Annotated in this window: 20 protein-coding genes; 6 read left to right on the top strand and 14 right to left on the bottom strand. The window is 41.3% G+C overall.

The window, feature by feature from the left end; genetic code table 11:
* Window positions 1-273: 273 nt before the first annotated feature.
* The 4 genes from POV26_RS03475 to POV26_RS03460 all read left to right on the top strand — a co-directional run bounded on the left by POV26_RS03475 (window position 274) and on the right by POV26_RS03460 (window position 5,377).
* Window positions 274-1,392, top strand: coding sequence for a glycosyltransferase family 4 protein (locus POV26_RS03475; RefSeq protein WP_272855096.1), 1,119 nt, complete (start codon window positions 274-276; stop codon window positions 1,390-1,392).
* Window positions 1,393-1,463: 71 nt separating this feature from the next.
* Complete coding sequence (locus POV26_RS03470; RefSeq protein ID WP_272855095.1) at window positions 1,464-2,765, top strand: O-antigen ligase family protein; 1,302 nt, start codon at window positions 1,464-1,466, stop codon at window positions 2,763-2,765.
* Complete coding sequence (locus tag POV26_RS03465; protein ID WP_272855094.1) at window positions 2,728-3,750, top strand: glycosyltransferase family 4 protein; 1,023 nt, start codon at window positions 2,728-2,730, stop codon at window positions 3,748-3,750. Before POV26_RS03470 ends, POV26_RS03465 begins: the two co-directional genes overlap by 38 nt.
* Before the next feature lie 235 nt (window positions 3,751-3,985).
* A complete protein-coding gene (locus tag POV26_RS03460) occupies window positions 3,986-5,377 on the top strand; it encodes a sugar transferase (RefSeq protein WP_272855093.1) in 1,392 nt (463 codons plus the stop codon).
* Window positions 5,378-6,073: 696 nt separating this feature from the next.
* Here POV26_RS03460 and POV26_RS03455 read toward each other — a convergent pair.
* Both POV26_RS03455 and POV26_RS03450 read right to left on the bottom strand, forming a co-directional pair.
* Window positions 6,074-7,255, bottom strand: a complete 1,182-nt coding sequence (locus tag POV26_RS03455) for a lipoprotein N-acyltransferase Lnb domain-containing protein (protein WP_272855092.1) — start codon at window positions 7,253-7,255, stop codon at window positions 6,074-6,076.
* Between the two features lie 211 nt (window positions 7,256-7,466).
* A complete protein-coding gene (locus POV26_RS03450; protein ID WP_272855091.1) occupies window positions 7,467-8,534 on the bottom strand; it encodes a putative type IX sorting system protein PorV2 in 1,068 nt (355 codons plus the stop codon).
* Between the two features lie 263 nt (window positions 8,535-8,797).
* Here POV26_RS03450 and POV26_RS03445 point away from each other — a divergent pair, with 263 nt between their 5' ends.
* Window positions 8,798-9,541 carry a CDP-alcohol phosphatidyltransferase family protein gene (locus POV26_RS03445; RefSeq protein WP_272855137.1) on the top strand — a complete coding sequence of 248 codons (744 nt, stop codon included), beginning with the start codon at window positions 8,798-8,800 and terminating at the stop codon, window positions 9,539-9,541.
* 333 nt (window positions 9,542-9,874) lie between these two features.
* Here POV26_RS03445 and lptB read toward each other — a convergent pair whose 3' ends face one another.
* From lptB to POV26_RS03425, 4 genes are all read right to left on the bottom strand, one after another.
* Window positions 9,875-10,615 carry an LPS export ABC transporter ATP-binding protein gene (gene lptB, locus POV26_RS03440; RefSeq protein ID WP_272855090.1) on the bottom strand — a complete coding sequence of 247 codons (741 nt, stop codon included), beginning with the start codon at window positions 10,613-10,615 and terminating at the stop codon, window positions 9,875-9,877.
* 185 nt (window positions 10,616-10,800) lie between these two features.
* A complete protein-coding gene (locus POV26_RS03435) occupies window positions 10,801-11,154 on the bottom strand; it encodes a carboxymuconolactone decarboxylase family protein (RefSeq protein WP_272855089.1) in 354 nt (117 codons plus the stop codon).
* A 153-nt stretch (window positions 11,155-11,307) separates the two neighbouring features.
* Window positions 11,308-12,147, bottom strand: a complete 840-nt coding sequence (gene tatC / locus POV26_RS03430; RefSeq protein WP_272855136.1) for a twin-arginine translocase subunit TatC — start codon at window positions 12,145-12,147, stop codon at window positions 11,308-11,310.
* Window positions 12,147-13,112 (bottom strand): KpsF/GutQ family sugar-phosphate isomerase, encoded by a 966-nt coding sequence (locus tag POV26_RS03425; RefSeq protein WP_272855088.1) that lies wholly within the window; start codon window positions 13,110-13,112, stop codon window positions 12,147-12,149. Before POV26_RS03425 ends, tatC begins: the two co-directional genes overlap by 1 nt.
* 203 nt (window positions 13,113-13,315) lie before the next feature.
* Between POV26_RS03425 and POV26_RS03420 the strand changes: the two genes are divergently transcribed.
* Complete coding sequence (locus POV26_RS03420; protein ID WP_272855087.1) at window positions 13,316-15,508, top strand: ATP-dependent DNA helicase RecQ; 2,193 nt, start codon at window positions 13,316-13,318, stop codon at window positions 15,506-15,508.
* A 141-nt stretch (window positions 15,509-15,649) separates the two neighbouring features.
* Here POV26_RS03420 and POV26_RS03415 read toward each other — a convergent pair whose 3' ends face one another.
* The 8 genes from POV26_RS03415 to POV26_RS03380 all read right to left on the bottom strand — a co-directional run bounded on the left by POV26_RS03415 (window position 15,650) and on the right by POV26_RS03380 (window position 23,510).
* Window positions 15,650-16,708: a nucleoid-associated protein gene (locus POV26_RS03415; RefSeq protein ID WP_272855086.1), complete on the bottom strand. Its 1,059-nt coding sequence runs from the start codon at window positions 16,706-16,708 to the stop codon at window positions 15,650-15,652.
* A gap of 140 nt (window positions 16,709-16,848) precedes the next feature.
* Window positions 16,849-17,364 (bottom strand): IS1096 element passenger TnpR family protein, encoded by a 516-nt coding sequence (locus POV26_RS03410; protein WP_272855085.1) that lies wholly within the window; start codon window positions 17,362-17,364, stop codon window positions 16,849-16,851.
* A gap of 78 nt (window positions 17,365-17,442) precedes the next feature.
* Window positions 17,443-18,462 carry a COX15/CtaA family protein gene (locus POV26_RS03405; RefSeq protein ID WP_272855084.1) on the bottom strand — a complete coding sequence of 340 codons (1,020 nt, stop codon included), beginning with the start codon at window positions 18,460-18,462 and terminating at the stop codon, window positions 17,443-17,445.
* A gap of 194 nt (window positions 18,463-18,656) precedes the next feature.
* The gene (locus tag POV26_RS03400) at window positions 18,657-20,105 is read right to left on the bottom strand and encodes a CCA tRNA nucleotidyltransferase (RefSeq protein ID WP_272855083.1); all 1,449 of its coding nucleotides are present in this window, start codon (window positions 20,103-20,105) and stop codon (window positions 18,657-18,659) included.
* Between the two features lie 235 nt (window positions 20,106-20,340).
* Window positions 20,341-20,715, bottom strand: a complete 375-nt coding sequence (locus POV26_RS03395; RefSeq protein WP_272855082.1) for a GxxExxY protein — start codon at window positions 20,713-20,715, stop codon at window positions 20,341-20,343.
* A gap of 142 nt (window positions 20,716-20,857) precedes the next feature.
* Window positions 20,858-21,418, bottom strand: a complete 561-nt coding sequence (locus POV26_RS03390; protein ID WP_272855135.1) for an L-threonylcarbamoyladenylate synthase — start codon at window positions 21,416-21,418, stop codon at window positions 20,858-20,860.
* The gene (locus POV26_RS03385) at window positions 21,418-22,404 is read right to left on the bottom strand and encodes a glycosyltransferase (RefSeq protein WP_272855081.1); all 987 of its coding nucleotides are present in this window, start codon (window positions 22,402-22,404) and stop codon (window positions 21,418-21,420) included. Before POV26_RS03385 ends, POV26_RS03390 begins: the two co-directional genes overlap by 1 nt.
* A 32-nt stretch (window positions 22,405-22,436) precedes the next feature.
* The gene (locus tag POV26_RS03380; protein ID WP_272855080.1) at window positions 22,437-23,510 is read right to left on the bottom strand and encodes a glycosyltransferase; all 1,074 of its coding nucleotides are present in this window, start codon (window positions 23,508-23,510) and stop codon (window positions 22,437-22,439) included.
* Window positions 23,511-23,512: the final 2 nt, after the last annotated feature.

The following is a 23,512-nucleotide window of genomic DNA, read 5'->3' as shown; positions in this document are numbered from 1 at the left end:
AAAAAATACTCAAGAAAACCACAAAGAACACTAAGAAGGCACAAAGTGCACAAAGAGATACTTTGTGGTCTTTGTGTATCCCGATAGCTATCGGGACCGTGTCCTTTGTGGTTAAGATAAAGTTGTAATTTTATAGACACATAACAAAGAAGATTTCTTGAAGGGAATACAAAATACAACAAGGCAAATAACAATCTTTGAATTTGAATTCATCCCCCCTTTGAAGGGGGCTAGGGGGATGTTCATGATTCAAATTTAAAATTTTTAATAACAATGAAACTCGCCATAATCTCCCATACCGAACACTACAAAAGGCCCGACGGCACAATCGTAGGTTGGGGACCGACGATTAGCGAAATCAACCATCTGGCACAGGATTTTGAGGAAATACAGCACATCGCCTTTTTGCATCCCGGCCCGCCGCCGCCGAGTTCTTTGCCCTACACTTCTTCAAATATAAAATTTGTTCCTTTAAAACCAGTCGGCGGAAAGGGGATAGGCGCCAAGTTGGAAGTTGTACTGAATATTCCCAAAATAATAACTGCGGTAAAAAAAACATTAAAACAAGTCGATGTTTTTCAATTGCGGACACCCACTGGAATAGGCGTTTTTTTGATTCCCTATCTCACTCTTTTCAGCAATAAAAAAGGCTGGTACAAATATGCCGGCAACTGGAACCAAGAAAATCCACCCTTGGGCTATGCCTTGCAGCGTTGGATGCTAAAAAATCAAAAGCGAAAAGTAACCATCAACGGTAATTGGCCGACACAGCCCAGGCATTGCCTCACTTTTGAAAATCCCTGCCTTACTTCGGAAGAAAGAGAAGAAGGTTTGCAAATTGTAAATTCAAAAACATTTGTTCCTCCTTTTACCTTCTGCTTTGTGGGCAGATTGGAAGATGCCAAGGGGGTGCAGCGAATCATTGAGGCCTTTGGTGCTTTAGATAATTTAGCGAAAATAAAAACGATTCATTTTATTGGGGATGGGGAAAAGAAGGAGTTTTACAAACAGCAATGTGAAAATTTAAAACTACCGGTTGTGTTTCATGGCTTTTTGGAAAGACAGGAGGTTTTTGGGATTTATAAAAATTCTCATTTCATTTTGTTGCCAAGTGATTCCGAAGGCTTTCCAAAAGTAATCGCAGAGGCTATGAATTATGGCTGTATTCCTATTGTATCTGATGTTTCCAGCATTGGGCAGTACGTTACCGATGACAACGGATTTCTTTTAAATCCTATTAATGGGCAACGCTTGCGAGAAGTGCTGCACGAAGCTTTATCAAAAAATACGGAGGAACTGACAAAAATGGCATCCGATTGCTATCTTGTGGCTTCAAAGTTTACGTTTGCTATTTACAGCTATAAAATACAAGAGGAAATTATAAAATCTTAAAAATACTAATAACGATTACACCTTCAATTTTCCAAAATATTAAACCCTTTAGAGCCATAATCTTTCATGTTATGATTGGTTTTTTGGCCTTTACCAATCGATCCTTAATGTTTTGGTATATGTTGGGGATATTTGGGTATTTTATTTATAAGATTATTTCGTCAAAAGATAAAGTAAAATATGTACTCCTTGCTACTGCATATATAACTGGAGCCGAGGTTTTTCTTAGAATGACCAAGGCCTTTATTTTTTATGAAACTGGCAAATATGCGGTAATTTTCTTCATGCTATTGGGAGTGTTTTTTTTAGGATTTAAAAAGAATGCCTTTCCCTATATAATATACTTATTACTTTTGTTGCCAGCTGTTTTGATATCCTTGGATGCTATCGCTTTTGACGCCAATTTTAGAAATACAGTGCTTTTCAATTTGAGTGGCCCTTTATGTTTAAGTTTCGCGGCCATATTTTGTTATGGTAGAAGCATTCAGTTTCAGGATTTTCTCAAGCTTCTTGATTATATTATTTATCCTTTAATAAGCATGGTTGTTTACATATCGCTTTATACTCCCAATGTGCAGGATGTAGTAACAGGAACAGCTTCAAATTCGGCCTTGTCTGGAGGATATGGACCTAATCAAGTGGCAACAATATTGGGGCTCGGTATTTTTATCCTTTTTTCCCGTTTATTGATTCCCTATAAAAATATGCTTGTTCATTGGACAATGATGTTCTTAATGATAGTTATGACCTATAGGGCACTGCTTACTTTCTCTAGAGGTGGAGTTTTGGTCGCAGTTTTCATGTGCTTGGTTTTTATTTTCATTATATATTTTAGCACAGGTTTAAAGACTAAGGCTAAAGTCTCTGTAAAAGTATTGGCCATTGTCGGAGTTGTTTTGCTTGTTTGGTCTTATACACTTGTCCAAACGGGAGGATTAATAGCTAATCGCTACGCCAATGAAGACGCTTTGGGCAGGGAAAAAGATGATGTAACCACAGGTCGTGTTGATTTATTGGCTGTTGAGATAGATGCTTTTAAAGAAAATCCGGTATTTGGTATTGGCGTTGGTCAAGGTAAATTTCAATTCAGGGAAGAAATGGGTATTACATCCGCTTCCCATAATGAAATTTCCCGTATGCTATCGGAACACGGTTTGTTTGGGATATTTGCGTTGTTGGTTCTTATTTTTGCGCCTATTATTACAAAAATGAGTGGTCGGAAAAATATCTATTTTTATCCATTTCTTCTTTTTTGGGGCCTTACTATAGTCCATACTTCCATGCGGATTGCCGCCCCAGCCTTTATATATGCCTTATGTTTGTTGAACTTAGATTATGCGCCCAAGAAAAAGCCTGCTCTACATAGGAAATAAACTGGCCGTCCACGGAAAGCCTCCTGCTGCCATAGACTCCTTATCCCTTAAACTGATAGAGGAAGGATATTCCGTTATAACAGCATCTTCAAAACAGAATAAAATCTTTCGTATGCTCGATATGGTGCTTACCACTATTCAAAACAAGAACCGTGTAAAACTTGTTTTGATCGATACCTACAGCACCCAAAATTTTTACTATGCGGTAATTATTGCAATGTTCTGCAGGCTTTTCAAATTGCCCTATATTCCAATCTTGCACGGCGGCAATTTGCCAAACCGATTGAGGAACAGTAAAAGTTTGAGCAACATACTTTTTGGAGAAGCACATACCAATGTGGCCCCTTCAAAATATATGATGCAGCAATTTCAGGAAGCAGGTATTAATAATATAACCTATGTACCCAATACCATTGAAATAGATAATTATTCTTTTAGGCATCGGGAGTCAATAACTGCAAAATTGTTGTGGGTACGTTCCTTTTCAGAAATATACAACCCATTGTTGGCCTTGAAAGTATTGGAAATGCTTAAGGGAAAAGGAATAAATGCTTCGCTTTGTATGGTAGGCCCAGACAAGGATGGTGCTTTGGGAATCTGCAAGAGAAGGGCTACAGCACTAAATCTACCTGTTACCTTTACGGGAATGTTGCAAAAAGAAGAATGGATTGCCCTTTCCAAAGAGTATGACATTTTTATTAATACCACCAATTTTGACAATATGCCTATAAGCGTAATGGAAGCAATGGCTCTTGGGCTTCTTGTTATCTCTACAAATGTGGGGGGCTTACCTCATTTGATTAATGATGGAGTGGACGGTATTTTGGTTCCCTCAAACAACGCGGAAGCTTTTGTGGATGCTATTGAAAATCTGTGCGCAAATCCAATAAAGGCACATGAAATCACAAAAAATGCCCGTCTCAAAATGGAAGGGTTCGATTGGGAAATTATAAAACATAAATGGATAAAACTTTTAGGGGAATGAAATTTCAGTAAATTTGGAGGGTAGTTGGTAGTTTGTAGGTGGTAGGTGGTAGGTGGTAGTGGGTAGTGAGTAGAGTATGTGAGTATGTTAAATAAACACTCCCCCCCACTTAACCCCAAACCCTTAACCCATAACTCAATAACCCAGTAACCCAAACCCCAAACAAGAAACCAGAAACCAGAAACAATAAACAACAAACCCCAAACCCCAAATAACAAACAAAACAACCCCCCGAATGCCCAAAAACAACATCCACTTTGATATTTCCGAAAGAAAGATTCTCCTCAGAATCCTGGATATTGTCTGTGTGCTTGCTTTGCTCTATGTAGTGGGTATCGTTTTCAATTTCGATTACTTCAAGATAAATTCCGAGCACTGGGTATGGTCCATTGTTCTGGCTACCTACCTTACCGTATTTGCGACCATTTTCGAGCTTTATAACCTTCAAAAGGCAAGTAAGTTTGATGTGGTCGTAAAAAACGTGATCATTACCTCTTCGGTAACAGTGCTGTTCTATTTGTTGACGCCCTTTTACACCCCTATGCTGCCTTCCAATCGTTTGCAGATAGTCTATTTCTTCTTGGCCATCAACGTGGCAATGCTGGCTTGGCGCTATGCCTATATCGTTCTCGTTTCGGCACCGCGGTTTTACAAACGGGTACTCCTGATTGCCCACTCCGGTGATGTGGAGGCCATTGTGGCCTCGCTACAAAAATCTGACCCCAATTATCGCGTTATTGGATATTTCAACACAGGCCCCCAGAATGGTACAATAATCAATAATCTTGAAATTGATGCCATAACCATAGCAGACATCGGGATGTTGACCGAAGAAATGACCATTTCCGAAATTGTTGTGGGCTCCCCGCTTTCAGAAGGCATGACCGTAGAACTGAACAATCAGTTGATAAAACTGCTGGAGAACGGAATCCCCATCCGCGAATACACCCAGGTTTATGAGGAACTTACCCATCGCATTCCCGTGCAGCATGTGGAGAAGGATTTTTATCGCTATTTTCCATTTAGCCGAAGCAACCAAAACAAACTCTATCTTTTTTTCAATAGAATTTTGGATTTGTTCTTTTCGGTGTTGGGCCTTGCATTTGGATTGATCCTATTGCCTATTTTATTAATAGGAAATTTATTGGCCAATCGGGGCCCATTGTTTTACAGCCAAACAAGGGTAGGAAAAAATGGCAAATATTTCAGGATATACAAACTGCGGAGCATGGTAATAAATGCAGAGAAGGATGGGGCGCAGTTTGCGGAGGCCAAGGATGTCCGTGTCACCAAATTTGGACGTTTCCTGCGAAAATCCCGTTTTGATGAAATCCCCCAATTCTTGAATGTAATAAAAGGCGAGATGAGCGTCATTGGCCCCCGCCCCGAACGTCCGGAATTTGTTGAGGGCTTAAAGGAAAAAATACCTTTTTACGAAGTACGCCACCTCGTAAAACCCGGCGTAACTGGCTGGGCGCAGGTAAACGCCAAATACGGCTCCAGTGAAGAGGATTCCCTTGAAAAGCTGCAATACGATTTATACTACATAAAGCACCGTAGCCTTTTTCTGGATATAACCATCATCATCAAAACGCTGAGTACCATTGTGTTTTTTAGGGGGCAGTGATTCAGTATTCAGTAATCAGTAATCAGTGTTCGGTGTTCGGTGTTCAGGGCGCAGTAGGGGCGCGATTTATCGCGCGCAAATGATATTGGGGATTTTGCTATTCTATTTTCGCATATATGCTCCTTCCCTCCGCAAAAGGCAACATCAAAAGCACGAATGCAAATCAAGGGGAAGGTGGCCCCCGCCGCACTTTCTTCAATATAGTATCAAATCAATCTTTCGGGGGCCGGAAGGGGTAAAACGCCAACTGCCAAAACTTACGGTACTTATTATTTGTTTCACCATAACAGTTCCTTCCCCTCCGCAAAAAGCAACATCAAAAGCACGAATGCAAATCAAGGGGAAGGTGGCCCCCGCCGCACTTTCTTCAATATAGCATCAAATCAATCTTAAAGATCGCAAAGGAACCATTCCGGGGCCGGAAGGGGTAAAACGCCAACTGCCAAAACTTACGGCACTTATTATTTGTTTCACCATAACAGCTCCTTCCCCCCAGCAAAAAGCAACATCAAAAGCACGAATGCAAATCAAGGGGAAGGTGGCCCCCGCCGCACTTTCTTCAATATAGCATCAAATCAATCTTAAAGATCGCAAAGGAACCATTCCGGGGCCGGAAGGGGTGGATGATAATATAGCCTTTCCCTTAAGCACAAAATAAGCGCCCCCTCCCTTCGAAGGGAGGGCCGGGGAGGGATGTTATTCCTTTTTCCCAATAAAATACATCAAATAAACATAGCGCACTGCCAATGCAAGCAACAGCGGCAACAAAGCGATTGCAAAAACCTGCACCCCCGTTAACCAATGGATGGCGAGAAGTACTAAAAGCAATATTAGCAGAAGAACATATCGCTTTAGTTTAGGTATAACACGCTTTTTTGCGATCGCCACAATGAGAAAAATTGAAATGGGAAAGGCCCAAAGCAAATTATAGTTGTTTGCAGTAGCCGTGTGGTCTGTGGCAAACCAAAGCAACAAAAGAAATATTCCAATCAAGCCTGTAAAAAAGAAAAGGAACGCGTCCAAATAGCGACTTCGCACATTTCTTTTATAATCGCGGAAGGTTACGAAAACAATCAATAACCCCAATAATCCCAATATAAACAACGGACTCAGTAAAAAATTGGTATCGGGTGGGGTAGGTCGGTTCTCAAAAAGAACGGTTGTTTGTTTCACCAAACTTTCCGAAGTTCCATTTCTATGTATAACTGCATTTGCAGCTCCTTCATAAACATATTCCGGAAGAAATTGGTATTCTATGGGCTTCGCTTTTCTATCTATTACGGCTCCCAGGGCAATGTCTATGCCCATACTTCCCCAAGTATTCGCCTGTAGGTTCTGCTGTATAAGTTGTCGGAAGGTAAGTTCTTCTTTTATATGGTCTTCCTTAAATTCGAGCTTATCGCCCAATACTTTTTGGATTACGTCGCGAATTTTGGTGGCGCAGTTATCAAAAAAGAAATCGTATTTGTATTTTTTGTTTTCGGGTAAGGCATTGTTCCACAGAAAATCGGAAATCGCCTGTTTTTCGCTGTGGCTAAGATTTAAAGTTTGCTCTTTTACCCAACGGTTTTGGGCTATATAGCTTTCAAGGAAGGGTTGATAATAACTTACGCCCAGTTCATAGAGTAGTTTTCCGCGGGCGAACTTGGTATAGAAATTTGGTGTATTGAAATCAAACTTCCCGTAGTTAAAAACCACATCCACCCCGCTAAGGGTATCCTTGATCCTAAAAGCGCTATGCCCAAACTTGTCGTATAGTTCTGCCCCAGGGCCAATGGTCAATATACTAATTTCTGCTGCCGGCGATAAAGACCCAAACTGTGCTTTTGCGGAAACAGTCGCTAATAGAAGAAGGAAGAGGAGGTATTTTTTTGTCACGTTTTTTGGGTTTCAGGTTCAGATTCAAGATTCAAGATTCAAGATTCAAGGTTTGTGGTATGGGGTATGAGTTTTTGTATTTTGATTCGTTGATTCGTTGATTCGGGATGTAATTTCGTATTTCCACTTTCATCTTTCCACTTTCTTATAGCAACTTTCATATTTGGAATTTACCACCTGTCATCCAGCACCCAGCACCCAGCACCCTCCATCATCTAAAAATCTCCCAATCCAATTTCAACGAAAACACATTGGAATACAGCGCCGCGCTTTGGTCGCCAATATCGGTCAGGGCGTAATCCACTTGAATGCCTTTGTATCGAAACCCTACGCCAATATTAGGCTGAAAACCAACGGAGTCGCCGCCGTCCAATTGTTTTATGTTTTGAAAATTGCCCACCCCGCCGCGAACGTAAACCATAGCGATATACGCAAATTCAAGCCCCAGGGAAGGGGTAATGCTCGCAAAGGAAGAAGAAATAATATCGTTGGTTTCAGCAAATCTAAAATTGAGATCTACTTCTGCCAAGAGTGAAAAATCATACCGATATACAAATTTTCGGGCCATTCCCAACTGAAGTTTCGGGATGGTAATTTCTGTAGTTTCAGGTAGTTCCTGGTTTTGGCCTTCCACCGCACCCTGTATTTCAGCAAACTTTTCTTCGTCAATACTCCAAGCGTTGAAGGTGGTGGTAATGTCGCGCGCCATAATTCCAAACATCCACTTGTCGGTTCTAAATTGAACGGCGGCATCCAACCCAAAGCCCCAAGAAGAGGCAAAATCGCCGATAATGCGACGGATTACCTTTGCGTTTACCCCATAGTTCAAACCATCCAACGGCAGTCTTCGGGCGTAGGAAAACGTAACCCCATAATCTGCCGTTGAAAACTTAGTGATACGGTTGTAGTCTATATTTCCTTGGGCATCTATCAACTGTGTGGTATTTAAGATATCATCCACCCCAAAACGGATAACGGAAAGTCCTACCGCGCTCCTATCGTCCAAGGGCATCGCAAAAGCGGCGTAATCATAGTTCGCAATATTGGCAAAATAGGAGGCGTGCATCAGTGAAATCTGCTTGTCCTCAAGATTTACCAAGCCCGCCGGATTCCAATACCCCGAGTTTACATCTGCTGAGGAAGCCACCACGGCATTGCTCATCCCGAAAGCCGCGGCATCCACCCCTATATTCATAAATTCGTTGGAATATTTACGCACGGTCTGCGCGCCCAGTGTGGCCGAAACAAGGAATAAAAGGAGCAGTAATTTCTCTTTCAAGTTTTTTAAAATTTTGGACAAATATGGCACTATTTTACAGAATACTAAACTTTAAATTTATGTACATATTGTGTTTTGATAGCTTTGGACGGAAATACTTTGTTATTTTTACACATAATCTTAATAGATATTAAAAAATCCACTCCTATTAGGCTCCTCCCCTTTGAAGAGCTTGTCCCGAACTCGATTCGGGAGGAGGCTGGGAGGGGATGTTGTCCCTGAATAATAAATAGAATCCAAATTGCTCGATAAAGACCATGAATATAATAAAACAAATCCCAAACATCATTACCTCCCTAAACATCCTCTGTGGCTGTGTGGCTATACTTTTTGCGACCTCGGGAGATTTGATAACGGCTTCCTTCTTTGTTTTCCTCGGAATTTTCTTCGACTTTTTTGATGGGCTTGCCGCGCGCTTGCTAAAAGCCCAAAGCGAAGTCGGGCTCCAACTTGATTCCTTGGCAGACGTAATCACCAGTGGCGTTGCACCGGGTATCATAATGTATCAAATGTTGAATTTGTCTTATTTCCACCAAATGCAGACGCTTACCGAAACATTTTCCTTGGAGGGATGGAATATTGGGTTTAAGAGCTATATGCCTTTATTAGGCTTGCTGATTGTAGTTGCCTCGGCCTATCGTTTGGCAAAATTTAATGTTGACACACGACAGACTTCTGGGTTTATTGGGTTGCCAACGCCCGCAAACACGCTGTTGATTTTGAGTCTGCCGCTTATTTTACAGTTTCAATATTCCGAATTAGCGGAAAGCATCATTCTCAATAAGTGGTTTTTGATAGGAATGACGCTACTAAGCTGCATTTTGCTGAATGCCGAAATATCCCTTTTCGCCTTAAAATTCAAAACCTGGGATTTTAAAAGTAATGCCGTCCGTTATGTGTTTTTGGTTCTTTGTGTAGTGTTATTGGTACTGCTGAAGTTTTTGGCGATACCATTTATTATACTGCTTTATATATTGTTATCGTTGTTTGGAAAGGTAGAGAAGTGAAAAACTTACCACAAATTCACGAATTAATTTCATTCGCTACGCTCGGATAACATAGTGACAATGATGTCTCGAATTTTTCCTTTACTTCAATCGAATTGGTAGCCACGAATATTTGTGTTTTGCTTTTCTTGCTGTCTAAGTTTTTATCGACATTATACGAATACTTTCACTTAGCTTTTGGACAGCATGTCCTACGTCTTACGTCCTTTAGCAAGGCGGTCTTACGTCATAGTTCGGGAAATTTAAGTTGTCAATAAATATTGGTAAACTTTTCTGTTGGTAAATTTCGAGGATAAGATACTAACTGATTTCCCCCTTTGGGGGCCAGGGGGCTTAAAACTCCAACTTCTTCTTCCGAAGCTCAAAATTCTGCCCCAGATATACTTTTCGCACCATTTCGTCTGCGGCCAGTTCTTCCGGCACTCCGTGTTTTAGGATGCTTCCTTCAAACATCAAATAGGTTCTATCGGTAATGGCCAGCGTTTCCTGTACGTTGTGGTCGGTAATAAGAATCCCGATATTTTTGTTTTTGAGCTGCGCCACGATACGCTGAATGTCTTCAACCGCAACGGGGTCCACTCCCGCAAAGGGCTCGTCCAAAAGTATAAAATGCGGGTCGGTAGCAAGGGCACGCGCAATCTCGGTTCGTCTTCGCTCCCCACCGCTCAAAAGATCGCCGCGGTTTTTGCGGATATGGCCCAACCCAAATTCCTCGATAAGCGATTCCATTTTGGCGCGCTGCTCTTTTTTGGAAAGCTTCGTAAGCTGCAAAACGCTCAAAATATTGTCCTCAACGCTCAATTTCCTAAAAACGGAGGCTTCCTGTGCCAAATAGCCAATCCCGTGCTGGGCGCGTTTGTACATGGGGTACTTTGTAATTTCGGTGCCCTCCAAAAAAATCCTGCCGCCATTGGGTTTGATTAAGCCCACTATCATATAGAAAGAAGTGGTTTTTCCGGCTCCATTCGGTCCAAGCAAACCAACAATTTCTCCTTGGTTTACTTCCACGGTGATGCCCTTAACAACCTTTCGGCCTTTATAGGATTTCATTAAATTTTCAGCTTTAAGCTTCATCTAAATGTATTTTTTTAGCCACGAATCCGTCCATCGTCAGGCAGGTTCACGAATAATTTATGGTTTGCCACAAATCCGTTTTCTTGGTTAATAATTTCAATCATTAGTCGTGCAACTATCATTTATCGATTAACCTCTACAACTAATTTGCGCAATATACTCAATTCTTAGTCTTTAAGTAAAAACTAATTTTGCTGCGCCTCCAAAGCTTCCCAATATTCAAAAGCTCTTCTTAAATGAGGAATTACAATGGTTCCACCAATCAAAAGGGAAATGCTCATCCCTTCCACCACTTCTTCCTTGGTCAACCCAAGTTTGTGGCATTCCTCCAAATGGTAGCGCACGCAATCGTCGCAACGAAGCACCAACGAATTTCCCAAACCGAGCAGTTCCTTTGTTTTCTTCGGAAGCACCCCTTCCATATAGGCATTGGTATCTAAATTGAAAATGCGTTTGATGATTTTATTGTTGTCATCCAGCATTTTTTCGTTCATCTTTTCGCGATACGCATTGAATTCTTCAACTATATTCTTTTTCATATTTATTTATTTGAACCAAGATTAAAGGGAATCAAGACTCAAGACAGGTTTTGGATAAATTTGAAAAACCGTCCCGTTTCCCTTAAATCCTGTTACTTGATACATAATTTTATTCCAAAACACCCAGCAACCGTCATCCCGCACCCAGCACCATCACCCAGCGCCCATCTTCCTTCTTCGCTCCTCCCGCTTCTGGTTCCTGATTACAATTTTTGAAATATAAATGCTCACCTCATAAAGGATAAGTATCGGGATGGCTACGATAATCTGGCTTACGATATCCGGCGGCGTAATTACTGCCGAAAGCACCAAAACGATAATCAATGCGAATTTTCTGTATTTCCGAAGAATTTCTGGCGTTACCAACCCAATTTTTGTGAGGATGTACATTAAGATCGGTAATTCAAAAACAATTCCGCAGGCCAATACTGAAGTTCTGACCAAGCCAATATAGCTTTCCAGATCAAACTGGTTTATCACTTCATCGCTTACTTGATAATTCCCCAAAAAGTTGATGGATAGTGGAGTGATGAGATAATACCCGAACAAAACCCCTATAAAGAAAAGTACGGAGGCAATCACAATAAAACCGCGACTGGACTTGCGTTCGTTTTCCTTTAGACCGGGGCTTATAAATCTCCAAAACTCAAATAGAATATAAGGAAATGCCACAATGATCCCAGCGTAGATAGACGTCCACATATGTGCTGAAAACTGCCCTGCCATTGTTCTACTTTGAATTTTAAAGGGCATTTCCTGAAAGCAAAAGGTATCCATTCCCAGGGCGCGCGAGATTTCGCAAAACATGCTATAGGTAGCAAAATCGGGTTTTGAAGGCCCAAAGATGAGTACGTCAAAAATAAATCGTTTAAAAATAAAAGCCAGAACCGCTACGATTAATACCGCAAGGGTGGAACGTACCAAGTGCCAGCGCAGTTCTTCCAAATGGTCCAAAAAGGACATCTCTTTTTCTGGGGAAGCTTTTTTCTTCATCAAATAATGCCCTCTTTGGTAAGGTTATGAATATGGACCACCCCACTGTACTTGCCTTTATCTTCAGCAAGAATCTGGGTGATGCCGTAGCTGTCCATCATTTCCATTGCTTCAACGGCCATGGCGTTGTTGGCTATTTTTTTTGGGTTTTGGGTCATAATATCCTTTGCGGTGAGTCCTGCAAAGTTATCGGTTCTCGTCAACATGCGTCGCAAGTCGCCGTCTGTTATTATACCCACAATTTCATCGTTTTCAACCACAGCCGTTACGCCCAGCATTTTTTCGGAAATTTCAACAATTACTTTTTTTACGTCGGTATCGGGGCTTACCTGTGGCTTTTCATTTAACGAGGTAAGATTGCTGACCCGCAAATATAATTTTTTCCCCAAAGAACCACCGGGATGGAATTTTGCAAAATCCTTGCTGGAAAACCCGCGAAGGTCCAAAAGGCACATGGCCAAGGCGTCGCCAATTACCAATTGGGCGGTGGTGCTGGTGGTTGGCGCCAGATTATTGGGACAGGCTTCTTTTTCCACATAAGCGTTGAGCACAAAATCTGCTTGTTGGCCCAAAAAAGATTCACGGTTTCCGGTAATGGCAATCAATTTGTTGTCAATGGCTTTTATGAGGGGCACAAGCACCTTTATTTCGGGGGTGTTCCCGCTTTTTGAAATACAGATAACCGTATCGTTTTCTTGAATGGTCCCCAAATCACCGTGGATGGCATCTGCGGCATGCATAAAGATCGCGGGAGTTCCCGTTGAGTTTAACGTAGCTACAATTTTGGTAGCAATATTTGCGCTTTTGCCAATGCCGGTAACAATAACCCTCCCCTTGGAATGATAAATATAATCAACTGCGCCTGCAAACTCCCGGTCCACCAAATGGGCCAAATTTGCAATGGCTTTACTCTCAGTTTCTATGGTATTTTTGGCTACGGAAATAATTCTTTCTTGCTTGTTCAAAATTTTAATGCTTTTGAATGTTTGTAACTGTATCAGAAATTAGTATATTTAGAATGCTATTTAATTAAATTCAGTAATCTTAAATATAGATACCTTTCTTTTAAGATGCAGTTAGCTCAATACGGTTGCAAAATTACAATTGTTAATCTGTAAAACAATGTATTGTTGGCTAAAACTGAATTGCCCATTAAAAACGAAGAAGCGTGGCAGAGATTGACATTTATGCAGCACTAAAGAAATTTTTTGGATTTACCCGTTTTAAGGGTCTGCAGGAGGAAGTCGTAAAAAGCATCCTTAACGGTAACAATACCTTTGTGGTTATGCCCACGGGCGGAGGAAAGTCGCTTTGTTACCAACTTCCGGTGCTCATGCAGGAAGGAACGGCCATAGTGGTTTCGCCACTCATTGCGCTTATGAAAAACCAAGTGGATGCCCTGCGTGCCCTTTCTTCGGAAGAAGGGATTGCCCACGTACTAAACTCCTCCCTCAACAAAACCGAAGTAAAAAAAGTAAAGAGCGACATTGTGAGCGGCGTAACAAAATTGCTCTACGTAGCGCCCGAATCGCTCACCAAGGAAGAATACGTAAATTTTCTGCAAACCCAGAAAATCTCTTTCATGGCCATAGATGAGGCCCACTGCATCAGTGAGTGGGGCCACGATTTTAGGCCGGAATACCGAAACCTTAAAAGTATTATTCAACGAATTGGAAACGATATTCCAATAATTGGGCTTACCGCCACCGCCACCCCAAAAGTGCAGGAGGATATTCTGAAAAACCTCAATATGCAGAATGCAACCACCTTTAAGGCATCTTTCAATCGCCCAAACCTTTATTATGAAATAAGGCCGAAAACAAAAAATGTGGATTCAGACATCATTCGCTTTGTAAAACAGAATGAAGGCAAAAGCGGCATTATTTATTGCTTAAGCAGAAAAAGGGTAGAAGAGCTTGCACAGGCACTGCAGGTAAACGGTATAAAGGCCGTTCCCTATCACGCCGGTCTCGACGGCAAGACCCGCGTAAAGCACCAAGACATGTTCTTGATGGAAGACGTAGATGTGGTCGTGGCTACCATAGCCTTCGGAATGGGAATTGACAAACCAGACGTTCGTTTTGTGATCCATAACGATATCCCTAAAAGTATTGAAAGCTACTATCAAGAAACCGGGCGCGCCGGTCGTGATGGGGGCGAAGGGCACTGCCTTGCTTTTTATAGTTACAAAGACATTGAGAAACTCGAAAAATTTATGAGCGGCAAGCCTGTTGCCGAACAGGAAATAGGCCATGCCCTCTTGCAGGAAGTGGTCGCTTTTGCCGAAACTTCAATATCCCGAAGAAAATTCATCCTCCATTATTTTGGGGAGGAATTTGACAACGAGACCGGCGAAGGCGGCATGATGGACGACAATATGCGCCACCCCAAAAAGAAACACGAGGCAAAAGACGATGCAAAACAGCTTTTGGAAGTAGTTTTTAAAACCAATGAACAATATAAAAGTAAGGAAATTGTAAATGTTTTGGTCGGCAAGGTAAATGCCCTTATAAAATCGCACCGAACGGATGCCCAAGCGTATTTCGGCTCTGGCGCCAAGCACGATGCGGCCTATTGGATGGCTCTGTTGCGCCAGTTATTGGTGGCAGGCTACTTGAAAAAGGATATTGAAACCTATGGCGTTATTCATTTAACAGATGCGGGAAAGAAATTTATAAAATCGCCCACCTCCTTTATGATGACCGAGGACCATTCGTTTAAGGACGCCAATGACGACGTGATTGTAGCCTCCAATAAAGGTGGCGAAGTTGTTGACGAAAATCTTTTCAAACTTTTGAAAGCAGAGTTGAAAAAAGTAGCACACAATTTAGACCTTCCCCCATTTGTGATTTTTCAGGAGCCCTCGTTGGAAGATATGGCACTTAAATATCCTATAACAATGGATGAGCTCTCCAACGTCCACGGAGTGGGAGAGGGCAAGGCGAAAAAATATGGCAAACCTTTCCTAAAGATCATCCAGGACTACGTTGAGGAAAACGACATAATCCGTCCGGAAGATTTTGTTGTGAAATCCACCGGCAGCAATAGCTCCCTTAAATTATACATTATTCAAAACGTGGATCGCAAACTTGCCCTGCCCGATATTGCCAACGCCAAAGGCCTTGAGATGCCAGAATTTATTAAGGAAATGGAAGCCATTGTTTATAGCGGCACCAAGCTGAATATAGATTATTGGATTGATGAGGTGTTGGATGAAGACCAGCAGGAAGAAATCCACGAATATTTCTTGGAGGCAAAAACGGATAAGATCGAAGAGGCCTTAGACGAATTTGACGGCGATTATGACGAAGAGGAACTGCGGCTGTACCGAATCAAATTCATCAGCGAAGTTGGGAATTAACCATACGTAGAGACGCACGGCCGTGCGTCTCGTCGAAACAATTTATGGTCGTGCGTCTCGCCGAAACAATGTACAGCCGTGCGTCTCGCCGAAACAATCTACGGCCGTATTTGACCCAAAAAGACGCACGGCCGTGCGTCTCTACGATTTCTGTTCCTTGTTAAAATACACCAAATAATAATACATCTGCTTCTCCTCGTCCCAGCCTTTTTCCACAAACTTTTCGGCACTTTCAGGGTTGATGAAATCCAGTTTTATCTGGATGTTGGTATCCAGGTTTATTACGTTTTTTATTTTTTTACGGGCGGCAGTTACGGCAGTATTCGCAATTGGAAAGGTGGTTAAATCCTCAATACTGTATTTGGGTGCTTTTTCACTTTTGTAATGACGGAATTCCGGCAATAAATCCGGATTGTCTATCACCTCGTTCATAAAGGCGGTTTCCTCAAAATTGTCGTTTTTGGCAAAATGGTTCACGGCGCGGTTCATAAATAGCACTTCCTGCTTTTTGTCCTCGGCTGGCAAAACCACGTCCTTGGCAAAATCCTGACAGAACTTTAAGTACTTTTTTGTGTAGAAATTATCGTCCGCAAGTGCTTCAACCCCTAAAAAGCTTTCCAGCCAGTAGCGCGCATCGTAACGGTTGCTGTCCACCGAAAGAATTTTATAGCCTTCTTCCTTTTGGGAATTGAAAATGATACAGCCCTTATCCAATTTGTTGAGATTTACCCCATGTTGTAGCAAGGCTTCCAATTGGTTTCCTTCCTCGGCAAACTGAAGGAAATCCTGTTTCAATTCACTTTTGAAAATTCCGATGGCGTCCATCTTCACATTGTCCAACTGCACATTTTCGAGATAGGCCACATAAACCTCTCCACTTTTAATATGTGGATGTTCAGACTGGTTATATAGATAAGTCGTTATTTTTCGGCTTTCTTCGTGTATGTTCTGTTGGTTGTCAAAAATCTTGGAAGCGCTGTTGAAGAGCTCGTGGAATTCCAGATCGGCCTCGTGCGAAAAATGGAAATAGTTTTCTTCCTTATCGCGAAACGGTTTCAGAAAAAATTCTTTTAGCAATGGCGTAATCTCATCATCCATTCTATACGGTTCCGCGGAAAGAAAAATGGCTTCATTTCGGCTTTTATTGCCCACTCTGTGTATGGAAAGCGATGCAATGTGGGTATTGAAGAGGTTGATCATTGGGGTTAGGAGTTAAGCGTTAAGGGTTAGGGGTTAAGCGTTAAGCGTTAAGGGTTAAGGGTTAAGCGTTGGGTAATTTCCTCTACTTTTTCGAAACTGAAAACTGCGACTGCGACTGCGACCGAGACTGATCACTGAACCTAATTCCAGTTTTCGTCAAAATCAAGGTTGTCGTAATCTTCCGGGTCCAGATCAAATTCTTCGTCGAAATCTTCTTCGCCTTCAATGGGTTCCGAAATGAATTCCTTTTCAGGGGCTTCTTCGGGAATTTGGCCGTGGGAATACATCAAGTTTGGGTAAATACGCCCGGCTTCAGCTTCGGCAATATCGGCAAGTTCCACCATAAACGTCCACATATTCAGAAAATCGTACACATAAAGCAGTCGCGTGTTTTTTTCATCAACGATGTCTTCCAGATAGGTTTCGCCCATAATGCGAACGCCGCCAGGTTCGTCGCTTACATCGAAAAGGGAAATTTCCTCGTCTTCTTCCCACAGTTCGTTGGTGGTATAAAACGAAGCCATTTCCTGTCCATCAAACCCGAAGGACTGGGTAATGGCATTGTGAAAGTCCTCCAAAGTGGCCGTTGCTTCTATTTCTATGTCGCGGAAAACATCTTCGTGGGTATCGAGGATTACTCTGAAACGGTAAATCATGGGTCTAAAATTTTTGGACTGCAAAGTTATTGAAAAGTATGCAGTTTTTAGTGGCAGTTTTCAGTTTTGCTTCGGAATTTATTTTGAAAAACGATGCAGCACAAAAGTCATCGTTGCCAATAGAAAAAATGCCGTTACTTGATGCAGAACGCCCAAAACCACGGGCACGTGCAGGATAAGGGTGAAAATTCCCAATATGAATTGCACCAAAACCAAAACCAATAACAGGTTTATTCCGTTTTTTTGCGGAAGGGTGAGCTGCAATTTTCTGGTTCTGTACCAAATGAAAAAGATGATCGCAACAACCACATAGGCCATAGAGCGATGGAAAAACTGCACTCCGCTTCTGCCTTCAACGAAATTTCTCCACAATGGAACCTGTTCTGTATATACGGTTTCGTGCATCCATTTGCCTTCGTTCATCAATGGCCAGTGGTTGTGGATTAGGCCCGCGTCGAGACCCGCCACGAATGCGCCCCAAATAATTTGGATTAAGAGGATTGCCATTCCAAACCGGATGATATTCCGGATGTGGCCGTCAACTTCCTTTTTAACGGGATACCACAAATCCAACGCGACCCAAAAGGTGTATGCAAAAGTTATAAAGGCGGTTGTTAAGTGCATGGCAAGCCGATAGTGGCTCACATCGGGAATGTCCACCAAACCACTTTTCACCATATACCAGCCCAAAAATCCTTGGAACGCTCCCAAGCACATTAGGACAATTGCTTTTTTGATAGTTGGCTTGGTAAGTTGTTTTTTCAGAAGAAAATATAAGAAAGGAATAATAAAAACCACCCCTAAAAGCCTTCCCAGCAGGCGATGGAGCCATTCCCAGAAATAAATATCCTTAAAATCCTCTAAACTGAAGTGGTTGTTCAGTTTTTGGTATTCGGGAAATTGTTTGTAATGGTCAAACTCCGCGATCCATTGTGCTTCGTTCATTGGCGGCAGCGTGCCCGAAATAAGTTTATAGCTCGATATTGAAAGCCCCGAATGCGTAAGGCGTGTTATTCCGCCTACAACGACCATTACAAAAATCAGGAAACATCCCGTTAAGAGCCAGTAGATTACTTTTTTGTTGTCTTTCTTTGCCACGAATTCTCTAAATTTTTATTTAATTCTTATGTTTTTTTAACCACAAAGTTCACAGAGTTTTCTTTGTGATCTCTGTATTAAACCTTTGTGTTCTTTGTGGTTAAATATTTTTTATTCGTGTATTCGTGGCGAATTTTTGACTACGAATTCACGAATTATTTTTTACATCAATTTGCACGCGATAAATCGCGAGCCTACAGTTTCGATTTTCCCCCTTTGGGGGTTTGGGGGCTTAACCCCAATTCATTTCCCTTTTTCAACATAAATTCCCGTGCTGCTTCATATTCATTCGGAATTTCACCCTCAAGTATTGCCTCTTTAATTGCGTCTTTTATAATGCCAATTTCACGCGAGGGCTTTAAATTGAAGGTTTCCATAATTTCTTCCCCGGTGACCGGCGGTTGAAAATTCCGAACATGGTCGCGTTCCTCAACCTCCACAATTTTATCGCGCACCAACTGAAAATTAGCGTGGTATTTTTTAAATTTCTTTGGGTTTTTTGTGGTAATATCTGCTTCGCAAAGGGTCATTAGATCTTCCACGTTTTCGCCGGCGTCAAAAATCAAACGGCGTACGGCACTGTCGGTTACATCGCTTGCCAGGGCGATAGGGCGGGAACTCATCAAGACCATTTTTTGGACGAACTTCATCTTTTCGTTCAAAGGCATCTTGAGGCGTTTGAAGAGTTTGTAAACCATTTTCGCGCCCACAAATTCGTGGGTGTGAAAAGTCCATCCCAGTTTTTTATCGAACTTTTTTGTAGGCGCTTTCCCAATATCGTGAAGCAAAGCCGCCCACCGCAGCCAAAGATCGTCCGTGGTTTTTGAAATATTATCGACCACTTCCAAGGTATGCCAAAAATTGTCTTTATGGGTTTGCCCTTCTTTTTCGTCAATGCCTTGCAGCGCAACCAATTCTGGCAAAATATAGGGCAATAGGCCCGTTTTGTGCAACAGGGCAAATCCCTTTGAAGGCACTTCGGAAAGCAATATTTTGTTTAATTCGTCAACAATCCGTTCTTTGGAAATGATTTTTATGCGGTCTGCATTTCGTGTAATAGCTTCCAAGGAATCTTTTTCAATAGTGAAATCCAATTGCGTTGCAAACCGGATGGCGCGAAGCATCCGCAGCGGGTCGTCACTATAGGTAATATTTGGATCTAAGGGGGTACGGATTATTTTTTTCTGAAGATCTTCAATGCCGTTGAAAGGATCGAGCAATTCGCCAAAATTTTCATCGCCCAGACTAAGCGCCAAGGCATTTATTGTAAAATCCCTTCGGTTTTGGTCGTCTTCCAAAGTACCGTTTTCAACGGCGGGATTTCGGCTTTCCTCGGAATAGGATTCCTTTCGGGCTCCCACAAATTCAAGTTCAATGCCACCACTTTTTAGCATTGCAGTGCCATAAGTCTTAAAAACGGAAACTTTCGGGTTTCCAGGTAAGAGCTTTGAAACCTCCTCAGCTAGTTCGATTCCGCTTCCCACTGCAACTATATCAATGTCTTTGGCTTCGCCACGTTTCAAAAGAAAATCACGCACGTAGCCGCCAATTACATAGCTTTCCAGATTTAAGTTTGAAGCGGCTTTGGAAATGGTTCTAAAGATTGGGTTTTCTAAAGCGGATATGTAGGTTTGTTTTGTCATAATTTTCGCCACAAATACACGAATACCTTTAATTGTGTAGTTAAAGAATAATTGTCTCTAATATAATTTTCGCCACAAATACACAAATATTTTTTAATTTTCCGCTTAAGGGAGAATTTTCACGAATCTCTTTTACGCCAGAATAGATGTATGACTCTTTTAACTTTCGATAGGTTTATTTTGAATAAAGTGCATTAATATTAATTATTGAAGTGGCTTTTAATACTATTAAAATTTAGAGTACGATTCTTTTATAGTTTAAAAAATCTCGATGAAAATTGATCAAAAATGCAAGTTTACATTCCGATACTTTTAAATAATTTATGCATTGGGCAAAATGTTTCTCGTGGAAGGTTTTAATAGACTTTATTTCGAGAATAATTTTGTCCATAACCACAAAATCAGCATAGAATTTATGAGGTAAAATTATATCCTTATATTTCACGGAATACATTTTTTCTCTTTCGTAATCAATGCTTTTTAATTTGAATTCATATTCTAGCGCATCTTTATAAACTATTTCAGAAAATCCACCTCCAAGATTATTATGCACATCAAACAAACATCCTACGATAGCATAACTTTCTTCTTTATAAATTATGTTTTCCACAATTATTGAATTTTACTACAGAAAATTCGTGTCTATTAATATTTCCACGTTTATCCCCACCGTTTATAAAATAATCCTTGAACATTAGTGCACATTCTAAATTTCACATACTACAAAATCATTCGTGTATTCGTGGCAAAAGTTACTTCCGGATCACCTTCACGCTTCCATCATTCTTCAACTTAATAATCGCCGAAGGTTTTCCTGATTTTTTTTCGTGGTGCAAATTTACAACATAGTCCACGCCCTCCAAAATTAAAGGGTCTATTTCGGCATAGCTTTGCGGGGTTTTTTCCCCCGAAATATTTGCGGATGTGGAAACCAATGGCCTGCGGAACCGCTGTATCAGTTTTTTGCAGAACTCGTCCTTGGTTACGCGAATGGCCAGTGAATTGTCTGCGGCAATGATATTTTCTGCTACCCGGATGGGGTCATCGTAAATGATGGTCGTGGGTTTTCTTGCGTATTTTAAAATATCATACGCCACTTCCGGTACATTTTCAACGTATTCGTTCAGCATTTTAAAATCGCTCACCAAGCAGATCAGCGATTTTTCGTCGCTTCTTTTTTTCAGTTGAAAAACTTTATCAACGGCATCTGGGTTGGTGGCATCACAGCCTATTCCCCAAACCGTGTCCGTAGGGTAGAGGATGAGGCCGCCTTTTTTTAGAACGAGCAGTGCATTTTCAATTTCTTCTTTCATCATAGCAAAGGGGTTACTTGGTTCTTTTCTGGTATGTAAAGCGGATTTTCAGCGTGCAAATTCTCGCCATTGGCTACTTTTTTATACAATTTTAAATATTCCAAAGTCATTTTTTTTGCATTGAAATGTTCCTTTGCATAGCTATTACAGCGTTGCGGGTCATATTTGAAATTGCGCAGGGCTTCCGCCAATGCATCGGAATCATTGGAGGCCATGCCAACTTCGGGACTTAAAAGTTCAGGCAGCGAACCGTTTGTGGTGCAAAACACGGCGCAACCCGCATAAAGGCTTTCAATAATTACCAAACCAAAGGGCTCGTGCCATTCCACCGGAAAGACCAACGCTTTCGATTTTTCCATAACCTTCATTTTTTCGGCATCGTCCAGCATTCCCAAAAAGGTAATATTTGGATTGAAAATATACTTGAACCCCCGTGTGAAATTTCTGGAGTTCCATCGTTCCCCGCCCATAACCATCAGCTTTCCTTTGGCTTTTAAAACGATTTTTGCGGCGCCGAATACGTTTTTCACCCTTCGGGAAGCCTTTCCCAAGAAATGAAAATAGGTGCGGGGCTTGTCTAAATTGGGAGTGCCATAGTCGTCCCAATACAAACCGTTGTGTACAAACACATCAGAATTATGGCGCTCCGCTTGGTTTCTTGAAATAAAAACGGTGTTAGGGTCTATGTGCTCGTCTGGCCATGGATTGCCGTGCATCGTTATAATATAAGGCTTATGGATGGGTTGATGGGGAGGATAGTTGAGATGGACCACGTCCACATCTTCGGGAATTTGGTCATTTAGATCCTTGGTTTGGTCCAGCGGGATACTTTCGGCAAAATCGCCCGTAAAGCCATCGGGCACCAAAAAAGTAACTTTGTGGCCAAGTTCGTGGAGACATTTGCCTAGCCCCCAAATAACGCGTTCCGTCCCGCCGTATTTTAGCGCGGGAATTGGGCCCGACCAATCTACTATTAAAATGTGCATACTACGTATTTAAGGGGTTGTCCTCTTCAATTTTAAAGATTTTTTATCGCGTTTCTTGATTGATATTTTAAAAAAATATTTTCAAAAAACTTTAATATATTTCTTTTGTCCGTATTTCTCATTAGTTTAAAAGCAGTTTCGGGATTTACCTTACCATATTTTATAAAGATCTGGTATAGTTTTGATTTTTTATCGCTAAGATGGAAAAAATCATTGATCGGATACCTCTGGAGGTGCTTTTTTATCAGAGAAACCCCTTCAGCTTTATAAGGGACCTTGTTTTTTTTCAAAAACCTGAAAAAGCCGGATATTATCATAATCTGCTGGTTAAGGATATAGGTTCCTACCATTAATTTCTTTTTATCATTCCTTTCGGTGGCATAATGGTCGGTGAAAATATGCGCGACAACTTGTAGATAATTATCCAGATTATTTAAATTGTATGTTTTGGTTATTGAATTTTGATTGCCAATATTATAGTAGTAGGTCACTTTTGAATTGAAAATAATCTTTTTGGCTAAATGCATTATTTCAAAAAACCATAGTTCATCTTCGTGGATTATTCCATCCTTAAAAGTCAAGCTGTTCGAATCAATAAATTCTCTGCTGTATAATTTGTTCCAGGCCACAACACTAATTGGAGATCTTAACGACAGTTCCAAAAAATCCTGATCGCTTAATACTTTATCGGTAATTGGGTAGTGCTCCAAGGTTTTTATGATGTCCGTGGTTTGATTTAGAACTTCGGCATTTTTTCCAATAACGATATCAATTGATGGCTGATATAGACTTACAAGACTGTTTAAGCAGTCCGCATCCAATAAATCATCTGAATCGAAAAAAAATATGCAGTCGCCCGAAGCATCCTTCAAACCCGCGTTTCTTGCCCCGGACGGCCCGGTGTTTTCTTGGGAAATTAATCTAAATCTCGGCTCTCGCTGTGTCCATTGCTTTATTTTCCGTTCAGTATTATCCGTACTTCCGTCATTGACCGCGATACATTCCCAATTTCCATAGGATTGGTTTTTTATGCTTTCAAATGATTTGTCAATATATTTTTCAACATTATAACAGGGCACGATAATGCTTATAAGTGGCGTTTTCATAG

The organism is Aequorivita todarodis (genome assembly GCF_028561335.1).
Lineage (GTDB): Bacteria > Bacteroidota > Bacteroidia > Flavobacteriales > Flavobacteriaceae > Aequorivita > Aequorivita todarodis.
Note: the sequence above shows the minus strand (reverse complement) of the source record. Positions and strands in the feature narration are given on the sequence as shown.

Coding starts and splice junctions, on each gene's coding strand:
- tatC (WP_272855136.1), bottom strand. CDS start 12,147: ATGAAGAAAAAAGCTTCCCCAGAAAAAGAGATGTCCTTTTTGGACCAT.
- lptB (WP_272855090.1), bottom strand. CDS start 10,615: ATGAAGCTTAAAGCTGAAAATTTAATGAAATCCTATAAAGGCCGAAAG.
- POV26_RS03470 (WP_272855095.1), top strand. CDS start 1,464: ATGATTGGTTTTTTGGCCTTTACCAATCGATCCTTAATGTTTTGGTAT.
- POV26_RS03400 (WP_272855083.1), bottom strand. CDS start 20,105: ATGACAAAACAAACCTACATATCCGCTTTAGAAAACCCAATCTTTAGA.
- POV26_RS03460 (WP_272855093.1), top strand. CDS start 3,986: ATGCCCAAAAACAACATCCACTTTGATATTTCCGAAAGAAAGATTCTC.
- POV26_RS03380 (WP_272855080.1), bottom strand. CDS start 23,510: ATGAAAACGCCACTTATAAGCATTATCGTGCCCTGTTATAATGTTGAA.
- POV26_RS03385 (WP_272855081.1), bottom strand. CDS start 22,404: ATGCACATTTTAATAGTAGATTGGTCGGGCCCAATTCCCGCGCTAAAA.
- POV26_RS03465 (WP_272855094.1), top strand. CDS start 2,728: ATGCGCCCAAGAAAAAGCCTGCTCTACATAGGAAATAAACTGGCCGTC.
- POV26_RS03475 (WP_272855096.1), top strand. CDS start 274: ATGAAACTCGCCATAATCTCCCATACCGAACACTACAAAAGGCCCGAC.
- POV26_RS03415 (WP_272855086.1), bottom strand. CDS start 16,708: ATGATCAACCTCTTCAATACCCACATTGCATCGCTTTCCATACACAGA.
- POV26_RS03410 (WP_272855085.1), bottom strand. CDS start 17,364: ATGATTTACCGTTTCAGAGTAATCCTCGATACCCACGAAGATGTTTTC.
- POV26_RS03390 (WP_272855135.1), bottom strand. CDS start 21,418: ATGAAAGAAGAAATTGAAAATGCACTGCTCGTTCTAAAAAAAGGCGGC.
- POV26_RS03435 (WP_272855089.1), bottom strand. CDS start 11,154: ATGAAAAAGAATATAGTTGAAGAATTCAATGCGTATCGCGAAAAGATG.